The sequence below is a fragment of the Allobosea sp. TND4EK4 genome (assembly GCF_900156025.1).
GTDB lineage: Bacteria > Pseudomonadota > Alphaproteobacteria > Rhizobiales > Beijerinckiaceae > Allobosea.
This window is the reverse complement of the sequence record NZ_FTMO01000009.1, coordinates 60,211-74,327: the sequence shown is the minus strand read 5'-3', so window position 1 is coordinate 74,327 and position 14,117 is coordinate 60,211. Positions and strand designations below refer to the sequence as shown.

The 14,117-nt window shown below is 68.1% G+C and carries 11 protein-coding genes; 7 read left to right on the top strand and 4 right to left on the bottom strand.

The window, feature by feature from the left end:
• Nucleotides 1-23: 23 nt before the first annotated feature.
• Entirely contained in the window at nucleotides 24-905 is an 882-nt protein-coding gene (locus tag BW981_RS15260) for a hydrolase (RefSeq protein WP_076440696.1), read from the bottom strand.
• A 136-nt stretch (nucleotides 906-1,041) separates the two neighbouring features.
• On the opposite strand from BW981_RS15260, the gene BW981_RS15255 reads away from it, so the two are divergent.
• Nucleotides 1,042-1,683, top strand: coding sequence for a GntR family transcriptional regulator (locus BW981_RS15255; protein ID WP_083712391.1), 642 nt, complete (start codon nucleotides 1,042-1,044; stop codon nucleotides 1,681-1,683).
• A gap of 25 nt (nucleotides 1,684-1,708) precedes the next feature.
• Here the strand turns inward: BW981_RS15255 and BW981_RS15250 are convergent, their stop codons facing one another.
• A complete protein-coding gene (locus BW981_RS15250; RefSeq protein ID WP_076440694.1) occupies nucleotides 1,709-3,256 on the bottom strand; it encodes an ABC transporter substrate-binding protein in 1,548 nt (515 codons plus the stop codon).
• A 60-nt stretch (nucleotides 3,257-3,316) separates the two neighbouring features.
• The gene (locus tag BW981_RS15245) at nucleotides 3,317-4,462 is read right to left on the bottom strand and encodes a C45 family autoproteolytic acyltransferase/hydolase (protein ID WP_076440692.1); all 1,146 of its coding nucleotides are present in this window, start codon (nucleotides 4,460-4,462) and stop codon (nucleotides 3,317-3,319) included.
• A 77-nt stretch (nucleotides 4,463-4,539) separates the two neighbouring features.
• Between BW981_RS15245 and BW981_RS15240 the strand changes: the two genes are divergently transcribed.
• A complete protein-coding gene (locus BW981_RS15240) occupies nucleotides 4,540-5,397 on the top strand; it encodes a GntR family transcriptional regulator (protein WP_076440690.1) in 858 nt (285 codons plus the stop codon).
• Here BW981_RS15240 and BW981_RS15235 read toward each other — a convergent pair.
• Nucleotides 5,394-6,362 (bottom strand): hypothetical protein, encoded by a 969-nt coding sequence (locus tag BW981_RS15235; RefSeq protein ID WP_076440688.1) that lies wholly within the window; start codon nucleotides 6,360-6,362, stop codon nucleotides 5,394-5,396. The two genes, BW981_RS15240 and BW981_RS15235, sit on opposite strands and share 4 nt — an antisense overlap.
• 61 nt (nucleotides 6,363-6,423) lie before the next feature.
• Between BW981_RS15235 and BW981_RS15230 the strand changes: the two genes are divergently transcribed.
• The 5 genes from BW981_RS15230 to BW981_RS15210 all read left to right on the top strand — a co-directional run bounded on the left by BW981_RS15230 (nucleotide 6,424) and on the right by BW981_RS15210 (nucleotide 14,116).
• Nucleotides 6,424-9,855: an autotransporter outer membrane beta-barrel domain-containing protein gene (locus BW981_RS15230; RefSeq protein ID WP_175624142.1), complete on the top strand. Its 3,432-nt coding sequence runs from the start codon at nucleotides 6,424-6,426 to the stop codon at nucleotides 9,853-9,855.
• A gap of 243 nt (nucleotides 9,856-10,098) precedes the next feature.
• Nucleotides 10,099-11,271, top strand: coding sequence for an ABC transporter substrate-binding protein (locus BW981_RS15225; RefSeq protein WP_076440684.1), 1,173 nt, complete (start codon nucleotides 10,099-10,101; stop codon nucleotides 11,269-11,271).
• A gap of 175 nt (nucleotides 11,272-11,446) precedes the next feature.
• On the top strand, nucleotides 11,447-12,373 hold the full coding sequence (locus BW981_RS15220) for a branched-chain amino acid ABC transporter permease (protein ID WP_076440682.1): 927 nt from the start codon (nucleotides 11,447-11,449) through the stop codon (nucleotides 12,371-12,373).
• The gene (locus tag BW981_RS15215) at nucleotides 12,370-13,374 is read left to right on the top strand and encodes a branched-chain amino acid ABC transporter permease (protein WP_076440680.1); all 1,005 of its coding nucleotides are present in this window, start codon (nucleotides 12,370-12,372) and stop codon (nucleotides 13,372-13,374) included. Before BW981_RS15220 ends, BW981_RS15215 begins: the two co-directional genes overlap by 4 nt.
• Entirely contained in the window at nucleotides 13,367-14,116 is a 750-nt protein-coding gene (locus BW981_RS15210; RefSeq protein WP_076440678.1) for an ABC transporter ATP-binding protein, read from the top strand. The genes BW981_RS15215 and BW981_RS15210 overlap by 8 nt, the downstream gene beginning before the upstream one ends.
• Nucleotide 14,117: the final 1 nt, after the last annotated feature.

Below are 14,117 nucleotides of genomic sequence, written 5' to 3'. Positions count from 1 at the left end.
TCGTTCCCTTCAAATGGTCGTCGTCAGGCGGCGCACGCGGCAGCGGAGCCGCGTCGGCGCGCCAGGATGTCGGCGAAGAAGTCCTGGACCCGCGGCACCGCGCGGATCCCGTCATGCGCCATGTTCGGCACCAGCTCGAAGCGCACCGCGATGCCGGCGGCGGCGAAGGAATCGCGCAAGGCGGCGAGCCGCTCGGGCCGCGTGCGACCGGCATCGTTGGCGCCGGGCATCCAGTTGCGGCCACCCTCGCGATGGGTGATCTCCCAGGTGTCGAGATCGGCCGCGCCGACGATCATCTGCACCGCCACCTCGCGCATGGCCGGCAGATCGGGCTCCACGCCGAAGAGCGCATGCAGGTTGCGGGTCCCGACCCACCAGTCACGGCTTGGGTCGAGCAGCGTGACCGAGCCAGGCGCACCGATCGAGGCCGCCCAGAGCCGCTTGGGGTTCAGCAGCATGAAACGGTGGGTGAAATGGCCGCCGCCGGAATAGCCGAACAGGCCGAAGCGGTGGAAGTCGAGCCCGTAGCGCGCCCCGACCTCGTCGACCATTGCCAGCAGGGCCTCGTCGTAGCGGATCGAGCCTTCGCGCATGTATTTGAAGCCGTCGCGATAGCCATCGCCGCAGACCCCGACCGGAAACAGCGGCGCGAGCACGATGCAATTGTGCCAGCGGGCGAACTCGGCGAAGGCGTCGCGATAGCCGATGAAGCCGCGGCCGGTGCCGTGCATGGCCACGATCAACTCCGGCTTCTCGTCGCGCTCGGCGAGATCCGGCGGCACGTAGAGGCAATAAGCAAAGCGCGGATCGGCCTTGCTGGCGAAGACGGTGGTGCGGTCGAGGTCGTAGAGCGCCCGCCCGCGCTGGTCCTGCTCGCTGGTCGCGGCGGTCGTCGAAGTCGCCATAACCTGGCCTCTCTCATAATTGGCGAATAAATTGGCGCCAATACAATGGCATTGTATTCTGCAGGGCGCAAGCGCTCGTCGGACCCGCCTCCTTCAGCCCATTCCGGGCCGGCCAAAAGCGCGCTAGAGAGGCCGCATGACGTTGCCCCAGCCCCCTGCTACGCCGGCCCCGAGCCCGAAGCGCGCCCTCGCCCAGGAAATCTGGACGGCGATCAGCGAGGGCTCCTATCGCCCCGGCGAGTGGCTGCGACAGATCGATCTCGAGCAGCGCTTCGCGGCGACGCGCTTCGACGTGCGCGCCGCGCTGGAGGAACTGGTGCTCCGTCATGCGATCGAGCATGTCCGGAACCGGGGCTATCGCGTCGCCGAGACGGATCTCGAGACCTTGCGGGCGATCAAGGCCGCGCGCGTGATCCTGGAGCGCGCGACCGCCTCCGGCATCGTCGCGAATCTCGACGAACCGAGCCTCGCCAGGCTTTCGGCCATGGCGGCGGAGTTCGGCCAGACAGTGCGCCGGGGAACCCGCGCCGACCAGAGCCGCGTCAACCGCGAGTTTCACCAGTTGCTCTACAGGCTGTGCGGCAACCCGATCCTGGAAGAGCTGATCTGGAGCCTGCGCGACCGGGCCAGGGGTGCTCCGCTGTCGGTCTGGGCCTCGCACGAATCCCTGCTTCGCAGCGAGAGCGACCATTACGAGATGGTCGAGGCGCTGAGGCAGCGCGACCCCGCGCGGCTGGCGGCCCTGATCGAAAGCCATATCCAGAAAGACACCCCATAGGGCCGAGGCCGCAGGGTGTCCGGTGCTAGTCAACCGAGACCTCCCACAGCCGCGGCAGCGAGGTCAGCGAGGAGGCATAGCCCGCGACCCTGCGCCCGCTCGCGCCGCCGGCGATGCCGTTATAGAGCATCACCATCGGCATCTCGGCCAGGAAGCGGCGGTGGAGGTCGTCGAAGATCGCCTGCCGCTGGGCGGGATCGGCGATCACCATGGATTTCTCCAGCAGCGCCTGCGCTTCGGGGTTGTCCCAGAGCTTGCGCGGCTGCTTGTCCTTGGGTCCGGTGATCGATTCGAAGGACAAGGCCGGGTCCATCCGGCCGGAATAGGGGAAGGCCTGGATCTGGTAGCTGCCCTTGCTGTAGCGGTCGAGCTGCGTCGCCCATTCCAGCACCTCGATCTCGACCTTGAGGCCCACCGCCTGCAGCATCTGCTGGGCGACCACCGCCGCGTTGAAGCTCTGCGGGTAGCGCTTGTTGGCCAGCATGGTGATCTTTTCGCCCTTGTATCCGGCCTCGGCGAGCAGCGTCCTGGCGGCGGCGGGATCGTAGGCGACATCCTCGTCCTGCACCTTGCCGTGATAGGCCGAGAGGCTCGGCACGACCGAGCCGTTCGGCTGCCCCAGCCCGTCCGTGACCGAGCCAACGAGTTCGGGCTTGTCGATCGCCGCGGCGATGGCGCGGCGCAGCTTTGGGTTGGCCAGGACCGGATCGCGCGTCTGCATGATCAGCCCGACGAGGCCCATATGCGAAACGACGGACAGCTTGACGCGGTCATTGCCCTTCAGCTCGGCGACATCGGCATTGGCGACATCCGGCACGACGTCGATGTCGCCGCTGACGAGCGCCGCCTTGGCGGTGGCGCTGTCCGGGATCACGACGAAGCGGACCTCGTCCACCAGCGGCCGCTTGGCGCCCGTGAAGCCGTCGCGCTTGCCGGGAAGCGCCGTGTAACCGGCGAAGCGCTCCAGCCGGATGAATTCGCCCCGCTTCCACTCCCCGAGCTTGAACGGGCCGGTTCCGACCGGCCTGTCGAAGGACCCGTCCGCCTTCACGGAGGATTTGTGGAGGATGCCGGCCATCGCGCAGTCGGTGCGCGCCAGCGAGGTCAGGAACAGCGCGCTCGGCCGGTCGAGCTCGAACACGACCGTCAACGAATCGGGCGCGGTCACGCCCAGCACCTTGACCTGCCCGCGGCCGTCGAACTCGGACAGGCAGCGCCAATCCGTCTTCGGGTCCATGTAGCGGTTCCAGCTCCAGACGACGTCCTGGGACGTCAGTTCGGCGCCGTTGTGGAACTTAACGCCCTTGCGCAGTGTGAAGGTGTAGCGCTTGCCGTCCGGCGCGATATCGACCTTTTCCGCAAGCAGCGGCTTGGGCGCGGCGTCCTCGCCATAGGCGACCAGCCCTTCGACCATGTGCAGCACCACGCCGTCAGTGTTGTGGTCGCGGTTCACGCCCGGATCGATCGAGCGGATATCTGCCGGCAACTGCACGCGCAGAGCGGTCGCCGCCTGCGCCGGCGCACTTAGCGTGAGCGCGGCGAGCGCCCCTCCCCAGACCATCTTTCGAAACATCGGCACGGGTCCCCTCTTGGCTTGTTGTCGACCGGGTGCTGACGAGGTTCCGGCCGCGCTCTATTCGGCGGCCTGCGCCAGGCTGCGCGGCTCCTCGCTCAGGCTGTATCGCGTGAAGGTCCGGTTCAGCGCCGGCAGCGGGCACACCTCCATCACGCCGAGCGCAGGCTGCATGACCACCATCGCCACGGTCGCGGACAGGTTGCCGGTATCGTTCGGGCGCGGCGGGCGGCACACCGAATGCGGCGTCAGGAAGTCGTCGAAGAACGCCGCCTTCATGTCCTCGACGCCGAGCTTGCCGCCCGCCTCGTCGAGCAGCTTCTTCACCCGCCAGTCGCGATAGAAGGAATCGGGCACGCGCGGCGTTCCCGCTTCCTTGACCTTGGCGAGGGCGACCGCACCGACCCAGTGATTGGCGTGAACGATCAGCCCGTCAGCCGGATAGATCGGGAAGGCCTCGTCCGGCGCGCATTCGAAATCGATCGCGAACCCCTGGACGGTCGAGATCATCATGTTGTTCGAGCAGGATTTCGGCGTCCCGGCGACCGCCTTGATCGCGAAGGCGAAGTGCTCCTGCTCCAGCACCTTGCGCCGGATCAGCGCCAGGGGCACGCCGAGCTGGCTGAAGTCGCGGTCGGATTCCAGATAGTTCGCGGTGATGCAGATGCCGGCGGAATTCATGCCGCTGCGCGCCAGCCCGCCGGCTTCCACGAAGGTGAGGATATCCGGCCCGTCCTCGCGCCGCACGCGCAGCACGATCGCCGTCTCCGCGCATTCGGCCTTCCAGTCCCAGTTCTGACCATGGATGACCGCGCCGGTCGCGCTGCGCTCGGGCAGGATCACGGCGCCCGTGCAGCCGTCGTCGGCCTCGTCCTCGCCGAGCTCGATCGGCTTGTTCTTCAGGAGCCGCGCCTTGGCGATCACCTCGGTGCGGGCATTGATCATGACGACGTCTTCGAGCGCGACGCCGGCACCATCGGCGATGCCGCGCATCTCCTCGATGTAATGGGCGCCGAAGGCCTCGATCTCCTTGGCGAAGTCGCGGATCAGCGCCGATTTCGCCGCGGCATCGTAGCCGAGCTCGCCGAGCTGCCCGCCATAGAGCTCGATCGAGCGCTTGACGCGGCCCGGCACTGCGGCGCCATGCTGGCGGCCGCGCTCGTAGGGCGTTCCGGAGACGTCGATGAAGGGGATCGGTTCGATCATGGCCAGGCGGGTCCGAAGCTTCGCTCGATGCGGTGTCTGATGTATTTCATCCGCAACAAAAACAATCAAGCCGGTTCATGACCACCAGACTTCAATTGGATCTCGCCGAGCGGATCATGGATCTGATCCGCTCCGACGGGCTGGGCGCCGGCAGCCGGCTGAACGAGAGCGACATCGCCCGCCGCCTCAACGTCTCGCGCACGCCGGTCAGGGGCGCGCTCGATCATCTCGCCTCCGTCGGGATCGCGAAGCGCAATCCCCATCGCGGCATCGAGCTGGTCGATCTCGATCCGCCCCTCACCGCCCCCGCCGGCGACGACGACACGATCGAGACCGCGATGGTGCGGCTGGCCCATGACCGCGAATCGGGCCAGCTCGCCGACGAAGTGTCCGAGCAGGAGGTGATGCGGCGTTACGGCCTCTCCCGCCAGCCGGCGCAGCAGCTCCTGCGGCGGCTGGCGGAGCTCGAGATGATGGAGCGCAAGCCCGGCTATGGCTGGCGCTTCCTGGCGCCCCCGCGGGATCCGCGCGCCCATGCCGAGCGCTACCGTTTCCGCGTGCTGATCGAGCCGATGGGCTTCCTGGAGCCGGATTTCGCGCTGGCGGAAAGCTGGATCGAGGCCATGCGGCGCGATCATCGCCAGACGCTGTCGCGTCCCTGGCGCGAGGGGTCGGCCATCGGCTTCTTCGAGATGAATGCCGCGTTCCACGAGGGGCTCGCGGCAGGATCGGGCAACCGCTTCATCCATTCCGCGGTGAAGCGGCTGAACCAGCTCAGGCGGCTCTCGAATTACGACTGGTCGTTTGGCTACGAGCGCGTCGAGGTGAACTGCCGGGAGCATCTGGCGATGCTGGATGCTGTCCAGGCGGGCGATCTCCGGCAGGCCAGCGTCCTCATGCGCAGCCATCTCGAGCGCGCGAGCAGACTGCGCTAGAGCCCCCCTGGCGGCGTCGCACCGGCAGCGGCCCGAGCCGGCGGCCCGCTCGCCCCGGCTTGCGCCAGAACGCGCTCGGCAAGGCGTCGGTAATGCGCCATCTGGCCGGCAGCCCAGCTTTCGAACTCCCAGAGGAAGTCGGGTGCGATGCTGACGCGTTGCCCGCCGCGACCCACGCTGAAGCAACCGTTCAGCTCGGCGTCGCCCAGGATATTGCCGACATGTTGGCGCGAGACGCGGAACCGTTCCGCCAGCGAACCATAGGAGAGAAGCGCCGGCGCCGGCACATCGGCGAGCGCGGCATAATGCGCTCCGAGGACGGCGGACAGCACGGGAAAGCCGCAATCCTGCGCCGTGAGCCGAACGATGTTGGCGAAGGGGCCGAAATAGATGTCCTCCTCCAGAAACGCATCATAGGAAGTGCCGAGCCAGTCGCCCGCGAAGACGGCGTCGCTGCCGAGCCTTGCGGTCATCGTTTGTGACGCAGGCTCCAGGCGCTCGGACGCCGCCAGAAAAGCCAGCGGCGAGCGTCCGATTTCCGCAAGAAGCGCCATGGTGGGGCTGAGCCGCAGGGCACGCCGGTCCTCCGGCAACGGGCTGGCGACGACATACCCGCCGAGCTTCATCGCAGTGATCAGCGCCGCGACCTGCCGGCCGCTCGCAGGCGCGACGCGCTGGAGCGTGGAGAGCGTCGGCGCTTCTCCCGCGCCCCGCCGCCAGCGCGCATCGAGACCGATCAGCACGAAGCAGACGAGATAGCGCAGCTTCTGGCCGAAGAACTTGTCCGCCGGCCAGCCCGCCGCGTGCGGCTGCAGCATCGTGGCGCAGTAGGAGCGCAAGGCATCCCGAAAGAGGCCGCGTCCGATCAGTCCGGCGGCATCGGGCCATGGTCCTTTTTCGGCATGACGGGCGATGGCGGGGTGAAGAAGATCGCGGCGGACGGCCGCATCCGGGACCTCAGTCATCGGCGATACTTGCAAAGTTTGGACTTTGCGGCCCCGGGGCGTCGTGGCCCTGATGCGCCGCATGCAGCCGCTTGATTCAAAGCAAGGATATCGTGCCGCGCCGATCGGCGCCACTCATCCCGCGGACCGTGCCCATGCCACGCCCTGCAGGGCCGCCATCCGCCTCGCCGCACGCCGGGATCGCAGGCACTCGCCGTTCCTCTGCGTCGCGCTGTTCGTCACCGCCGCATGCGCCGGCCTTCAGGAAGCCTCTGCGCAGACGAACGGCAATGTCGGGGGGTTGGGCGAGGTCTCGACCAGCAATCCCTACCCCTTCAACACGCTGACCTTCATCGGGACGGCCGGCCATATCCGGGCGCTCAACACGCTCGACCTCGGAAGCACTGTTCTCACCGATGACGACTCGACCGCCCGCCTGTCGGCGGTGGCCGGCCAGACCCTGTCATTCCGTTTCGGCCATCTCGGGGCCCGCTCCACAATCTATCTCGGCTCGGCCTCCGACACCGGAGATATTCTGGTGACGGGCTGGAACGGGTCAGGCGGCCTCGGTTCCCACCTGATCATCGACGGTGGCACCGTCATCGCCGGCCCGCGCAATCAGTTCGGGCTCGGTGACTTCGGCTTCGCCTTCGGGTCCACGACGATTGCGAACGGTGCGACGCTGCAGTTCGCGGGCGACAACTCCTATATCCGCCGCCTCAGCGGTGGCGGAGCCATCGGCATCGTGGGCGCATCCCTGACCATCGGCGGCGGAACCTTCTCGACCAGCATCACCGGCGCGTCCCGCCTGATCTTCACCGCTGACACCACCTGGACCGGAACCGGCGGAAGTATCGGAACGCTCGAGGTCCGTCCCGGGACCACGCTGACGACGAACAACCCGGCCGCGGTGGAAAGCGCGACCACTCTTCAGATCGACGGCACGCATGCGCTCAACTCGAACCTCGCCGTGGACGGCCTGACCGGCAGCGGCTTGATCGCGCTTGGCACAGGGGCGCGCCTGAGCGCCGGATCTCAGAATGGCAGCTCCACATTCGGCGGCGAGATCTCGGGCAGTGGCGGAGGCCTGACAAAGGAGGGAACCGGCACGCTCACCCTGTCCGGCAACAGCTCCTATACCGGCGCCACGATCGTCAACGGCGGCACGCTGCTGATGGGCACCTCCAATGCGCTTCCCGCAGCGAGCGACGTCACGCTCAACGCCGGAAGCTGGTCGCTCGCGGGATTCAGCCAGCATGTCGCCAGTTTGACGGGCAACCCGGGCGCTAACATCAACCTGGGTTTCGCCACTCTCACGATCGGCGGGGGAGCGAATATCGGCTATTTCGGGACGATCAGCGGCAGCGGGGGCCTGACCAAGGTCGGCAGCAACAGCCAGGATCTCTACGGGCTCAATTCCTACACGGGCCCCACCACGGTTTCAGGCGGGACGCTGCGTGTCGCGCTCGGCGGCACGCTCCCGAACTCACGGGCGGTCACCGTCAATGCGGGGGGGGATCTGGATGTCGCGGCGGTCAATGCCTTGTCGCCGCAAGCCCGCGTCACGCTCAACGGCAATGGGGCGCGCTTCCGGATCAATGCCGACCAGAGCATCGGCGCGCTCGACGGCACCGCCAGTTCGCAGGTCGTCTTCGGCGTCGGACGCAACCTCACCATCGGCGGCAGCAACGCCGACAGCAGCTTCGCGGGCAATCTCGGCGCCGACGGCAATGGCAGCCTGATCAAGACCGGCACCGGCCGCCTGACACTGAGCGGCACCAACAGCTATGCCGGCTCGACGATCGTAAACGGCGGGACACTGATCGTGAACGGGTCGATCGCGGCTTCCTCCGGACTGGCGCTGAACGCCGGCGCCACGCTCGCCGGCTCGGGGACGGTTCCGGCGGTCACGGTCATCGGCGGCACGCTCTCGCCCGGAAACTCGCCGGGCACGCTCACCATCGACGGCAACCTGACGATGGACGCGGCCTCGACCTATCGTGCCGAGGTGCAAGGCCCTGTCGCGGACCGCATCGACGTCTCCGGCACTGCTGCGCTCGCGGGAACGCTGCGGCTGGTGCCGCTCGGCGGCGCCTACAGCTTCAACAGCCCCTACACTCTGCTGTCCGCCGCGGGCGGCCGAACCGGCGCCTTCCAGGCCATCGATCAGGCCGGTGCCTTCGGCGACGGCGTCAGCACGACCGTGGCCTATACGGGCAATGAGGTGCGGCTGACCCTGGAGCCGCGCCCGCTGACCCCGATCGTGACGGATCCAACAGCGCCGACGCCGAGCGGAGTGGGCAGCGGGCCAGCACAGCCGACCCCGTCCCCGATTTCGCCGGCTACGGGAAGCGGCCCGGCCAATGCCCTGGCGGTGGCCGGCGCGATCGACGGCGCGGTCGCGGGCGGCGCCGATGCCTCGCCGCTCTTCAATCTGTACAACCTCCCGGCGGCCGCGATCCCCGCCGCGGTCAACCAGCTTTCAGGCGAAGCCCATACCGGCGTTCCGGCGCTCGCCAACGGGGCCGCCGGCCGGTTCCTGGGAATGATGCTCGATACGGCCCTGCCGGGGCGGCTTGCGCCTTCGGCCGCAGCGCCGGATGTGGCCACCTTCTCCAGCGGGGCCGGCAGCAGCGACGATGGACGGGGCCGACCATCCTTCCTCGACCAGCCGCGCTTTTCGCTGTGGGGCGCCAGTTCCGGCTCGGCCGCACGCATGGATGGTTCCGCTCGCATCGGCTCCGCGCCGCGCACGATCGGCGATGGCCACCTGGCGGTGGGCGCGGATCTGCGCGTCGGAGCCGGCACGGTCGCCGGCCTGGCCATCGCGGCCGGAAAGGCCCGCGCTTCACTCGGCGGAGGGCTCGGCAAGATCGATGCCGGCGTGCTCCAGGTCGGCGTCTATGGCCTGACCCGGCTGGGGTCGCTCGATCTGGCGGCAGCAGGCAGCTACAGCAGGCTGGACAGCGATGTCAGCCGCGCCGTGCCCCTGCTGGGCAACACGCTGCTCTCCTCCTACACCAGCACGGCCTGGAGCGGGCGCATCCAGGCCAGTGCCGCGCTTGCAAGCGGGGGCGGGTTCACGGTCTCGACGCTCGCGGCACTTCAGGCCGTCACGGTCCGCAGCCCCGCTTTCAGCGAGCGCTCCGCCTTCGGCACGAACGCGGCAGCCCTCGCCGTCTCCGGGCGCCGCGACACGACGAGCCGGACCGAGCTCGGCGCGCAAATCGACACGCAGGCTCTGCTGGGCGCCGTCCCGCTCTCCGCCTTTGTCCGGACCTCCTGGGCCCATTACCTCCAGCGCGATGCCGGGATCACCGCGAATCTGGTCGCCCTGCCCGGCGCCGGCTTCATCACCCGGGGAGCCAGGCCGGACAGGAACGCCGCCCTGATCGCCGCCGGCCTCGATGCCAGGCTCAGCGAGCGCGTGACCCTCGGCGTGCGCGTTGACGGCGAAGTTTCCGCCAGGACCAGGAGCCTCGGCGGAACCGCCCAGTTGCGAATGAGCTTCTGACGGGGACACTCCTGCCGCAGGTCGCCAGAGCCCCGACAGGTCGCTGCCCGGCCATCCGTCCCTGTTTGCGATCTGCCGGCACGGCGACCGCGGCGGGTGCCTGTTCGCCGGCCATGCATTTTCTCCCCGGCGGCCCCTTGCAGATATTTTAAGCTTGAAACAATATGACCCGGACGCGTGGCCACAGAAGTTTGAGGGAACTCGGCCGCGCCCCTGTCGCCTGTTCACCCCGGGAGGGTCTCGATGACGACTTTCAAATTCGCACTGGCGATTGGCTGCGGCGCGCTGGCGCTTTCGGTCGCCTCCGCACAGGCGCAGGAGCCGATGAAGATCGGCGTGGTCAGCGTGCTGACCGGCCCGGCCGCCTCGCTGGGGCAGCAGGTGCGCGACGGCTTCCAGCTCGCGGTCGACAAGAACGGCGGCAAGCTCGGCGGCGTGCCGGTCAAGATCACCGTGATCGACGATGAGCTCAAGCCCGACGTCGCGGTCGAGCGCGTGCGCAGCTTCGTCGAGACGGAGAAGCCCACCTTCGTCGTCGGCCCGGTCTTCTCGAACATCCTCGGCGCCATCGCCAAGCCGGTGCTCGATTCCGGCGCCTTCCTGATCAGCCCCAATGCCGGCCCCTCCACCATGGCCGGCAAGGCCTGCAACAAGAACTTCTTCGTCACCTCCTACCAGAACGACCAGGTCCACGAGGTGCTGGGCAAGTACGCGCAGGACCAGAAGTACAAGACCGCCTACATCATCGCGCCGAACTACCAGGCCGGTAAGGACTCGCTCGCCGGCTTCAAGCGCTACTTCAAGGGCGAGATCCTCGACGAGGTCTATGCGCCGCTGAACGCGATGGATTTCTCGGCCGACCTCGCCAAGATCGCCTCGACGAAGCCGGACGTCGTCTTCGCCTTCCTGCCCGGCGGGCTCGGCGTCAATTTCGTCAAGCAGTGGTCGCAAGCCGGCCTTCAGGGCAAAATCCCGTTCCTCTCCGCCTTCACGGTCGATGAATCGACCCTGCCGGCCCAGCAGGACGCCGCGGTCGGCCTCTATGGCGGCATGACCTGGGCCCCCAACATGGACAACCCGCAGACGAAGGATTTCGTGAAGGCCTATGAGGCCGCCTACAAGATCGTGCCAGGCTCCTACGCCCAGCAGGCTTATGACGCCGCCATGCTGATCGACTCCGCCGTCAAGGCCGCCGGCGGCGCCGGCAACGCCGACAAGCTGCGCGAGGCCATCAAGAAGGCGGACTTCACCTCGCTGCGCGGCAAGTTCAAGTTCAACACCAACGGCTACCCGATCCAGGACTTCTACCTCGTCAAGGTCGCCAAGCGGGCGGACGGCAAGTTCCAGACCGAGATCGCCCAGAAGGTCTTCACCGACTACGCCGACCCGCATGCGAAGGATTGCGGGTTGAAGTGACCTGAAGCAGCGGACACCCATCCGCCGCCGTCATCCCGGACAAGCCGCGCAGCGGCGCCCGATCCAGGATCCATGACAGAACGCCAACGCTTCACGCTCTGGCATGGATTCCGGGTCTCCGCTTCGCTGCGCCCGGGATGACGTGGAGGAGGTGTAGAACGATCGACATCACGCGATGACCACCAGCCTCCTCCTCGTCCAGCTCCTCAACGGGCTCCAGTTCGGCATCCTGCTGTTTCTGGTCGCGGCCGGGCTGACGCTCGTCTTCGGCGTGATGGACTTCATCAACCTGGCCCACGGCGTGCAGTACATGCTGGGCGCCTATCTCGCGGTGACCTTCGTCGGGCTGACGGGCTCCTTCCTCCTCGGACTCGCGCTCGCGCTGGCGGCAGCGCTCCTGCTCGGCCTCGTCCTAGAATTCCTCGTCTTCCGGCACCTCTATGAACGCGACCATCTCGATCAGGTGCTGGCGACCTTCGGTCTGATCCTGCTGCTTAACCAGGCGGTGAAGATGGTCTGGGGCGCAGCCCCTCTTTCCGTGCCGGTGCCGGAATTCCTGTCGGGCAATGTCCAGCTCCTCGGCGGCGTGCTCTATCCGGTCTACCGCTTCGCGCTGATCGGGGCGGGCCTCGGCGTCGGAGCGCTGCTCTGGTTCGTCGTCGAGAAGACGCGGACCGGCATGCTGCTGCGGGCGGGTGCCTCCAACGCGCCGATGGTCTCGGCGCTCGGCGTCGACATCCGCAAGCTCTTCATGATCGTCTTCGCCTTCGGCACGATGCTCGCCGGTTTCGCCGGTGCGATGGCCGCGCCGATCCTCTCCGTCGAGCCCGGCATGGGCGACGCGGTGCTGATCCTCGCCTTCGTCGTCATCGTGGTGGGCGGCATCGGCTCGATCCGCGGCGCCTTCGTCGGGGCGCTGATCGTCGGCCTCGTCGACACGCTCGGCCGGTCCTTCATGAACGACCTGCTGCGGCTGTTCATGGGCGCGGCCTCGGCGCGCGCGACCGGTGCGGCGCTCTCCTCCATGCTGATCTATCTGGTGATGGCGGCCGTGCTGTTCGTTCGGCCGGAGGGCCTGCTGCCCGCCAAGGGACGCTCATGAGCGCGGTCCTGCCGACGGCAACCCAAAATCCGCCTGCGGCATCGCGGCCGGCGGCATCGCCCGCGCGCCGGCTGGCGCCGCTGCTGATCTTCGGCCTGCTCGCGCTGCTGCCCTTGGCGACCGCGCTCGGCCTGCCCTCGCCCTGGCTGACGCTGGTGACGCGGGCCATGATCCTGGCGATTGCCGCGCTCTCGCTCGATCTCATCCTCGGCGTCGGCGGGCTGGTCTCCTTCGGGCATGCCGCCTTCGTCGGCATCGGGGCCTATGGCGCCGGCATCCTCATCACCGAGGGCCAGACCGAGATCCTCGTCGCCCTGCCCGTCGTCCTGGTCGCCTGCGGGCTTTTCGCCGCCGTGACCGGCTATGTCTCGCTGCGCACGCGCGGCGTCGCCTTCATCATGATCACCCTCGCCTTCGGGCAGATGGCCTACTACTTCGCGCAGGCGCTTTCGGCTTATGGCGGCGATGACGGGCTGACGCTCTACGAGAAGAGCACGCTTTTCGGCCGCGAGATCTTCGCCAACCGCACGGGCTTCTACTACATCGCGCTCGGCACATTGGCGCTCTGCTACTGGCTGGCGCGGCGCCTCGTCGCCTCGCGCTTCGGCCGGGTGCTGCGCGCGGCGCGCGAAAACGCCGTGCGCGTCACCGTCACGGGTTACGAGGTCGACCATGTCCGTCTCGGCGCCTATGTCGTCAGCGGCATGATGGCGGGCGTCTCGGGCCTGCTGCTCGCCAACCAGACCGATTTCGTCAGCCCCGCCTTCATCTCCTGGCAGCGCTCGGGCGAGTTGATCTTCATGGTCGTGCTCGGCGGCGTCGGCTCGCTCTATGGCGCCGTCCTCGGGGCTCTGGCTTTCCTGGTGGCGGAGGATGTCCTGTCCGGTCTGACCCAGCACTGGAAGGCGATCTTCGGCCCGCTGATCGTGCTCTTCGTCCTGTTCACCCGTGGCGGCATCGCCGGGATGATGGGCAAGCTGCGGGGGCCGCGCCATGGCTGAGCCCGCCCTCGCCCTGAAGGGCCTCGCCAAATCCTTCGGCGCGCTCAAGGTCACGAATGGCGTCGATCTTTCGATCGCGCCGGGCGAGCTTCACGCCCTGATCGGGCCGAACGGTGCCGGCAAGACGACGCTGGTCCACCAGATCTCAGGCACGCTGCGGCCCGATTCCGGCACGATCCTGTTCGCAGGCGAGGACATCACGCGCCTTTCGCCGCAGAAGCGGTCCCGCGCCGGGCTGGCCCGCACCTTTCAGATCACCTCCACCGTCGCCTCCCTCTCGGCTCTCGAGAATGTCGCGCTCGGCGTGCAGGCGCGCAGCGCGCACCCGCTCTCGCCCTTCCGGGACGCCGCGCATGACGCGGCGCTGAACGCGCCCGCCTGGGAGGCTCTGGAATCGGTGGGGCTGGCCGCCCGCGCCCATGCGCCGGCCGGCAGCCTCTCCCATGGCGAGAAGCGCGCGCTCGAGATCGCCATGGCGCTGACGCTGGAGCCCAAGCTCATTCTCCTCGACGAGCCGCTCGCCGGCGTCGGCCACGAGGAAGGCGAGCGGCTGATCGCGCTGCTGAAGGGCCTGAAGGGCCGCTTCGCCATGCTGCTGGTGGAGCATGACATGAGCGCCGTCTTCGCCCTCGCCGATCGCGTCACCGTGCTCGTCTATGGCGGGGTGATCGCCTCCGGCGAGCCAGCCGCCGTGCGGGCCGACCCGGCGGTGCGGCAGGCCTATCTCGGCGAGGAGGTCTGAC

Coding starts and splice junctions, on each gene's coding strand:
- BW981_RS15250 (WP_076440694.1), bottom strand. CDS start 3,256: ATGTTTCGAAAGATGGTCTGGGGAGGGGCGCTCGCCGCGCTCACGCTA.
- BW981_RS15220 (WP_076440682.1), top strand. CDS start 11,447: ATGACCACCAGCCTCCTCCTCGTCCAGCTCCTCAACGGGCTCCAGTTC.
- BW981_RS15210 (WP_076440678.1), top strand. CDS start 13,367: ATGGCTGAGCCCGCCCTCGCCCTGAAGGGCCTCGCCAAATCCTTCGGC.
- BW981_RS15215 (WP_076440680.1), top strand. CDS start 12,370: ATGAGCGCGGTCCTGCCGACGGCAACCCAAAATCCGCCTGCGGCATCG.
- BW981_RS15245 (WP_076440692.1), bottom strand. CDS start 4,462: ATGATCGAACCGATCCCCTTCATCGACGTCTCCGGAACGCCCTACGAG.
- BW981_RS15235 (WP_076440688.1), bottom strand. CDS start 6,362: ATGACTGAGGTCCCGGATGCGGCCGTCCGCCGCGATCTTCTTCACCCC.
- BW981_RS15260 (WP_076440696.1), bottom strand. CDS start 905: ATGGCGACTTCGACGACCGCCGCGACCAGCGAGCAGGACCAGCGCGGG.
- BW981_RS15230 (WP_175624142.1), top strand. CDS start 6,424: ATGCAGCCGCTTGATTCAAAGCAAGGATATCGTGCCGCGCCGATCGGC.
- BW981_RS15225 (WP_076440684.1), top strand. CDS start 10,099: ATGACGACTTTCAAATTCGCACTGGCGATTGGCTGCGGCGCGCTGGCG.
- BW981_RS15240 (WP_076440690.1), top strand. CDS start 4,540: ATGACCACCAGACTTCAATTGGATCTCGCCGAGCGGATCATGGATCTG.
- BW981_RS15255 (WP_083712391.1), top strand. CDS start 1,042: ATGACGTTGCCCCAGCCCCCTGCTACGCCGGCCCCGAGCCCGAAGCGC.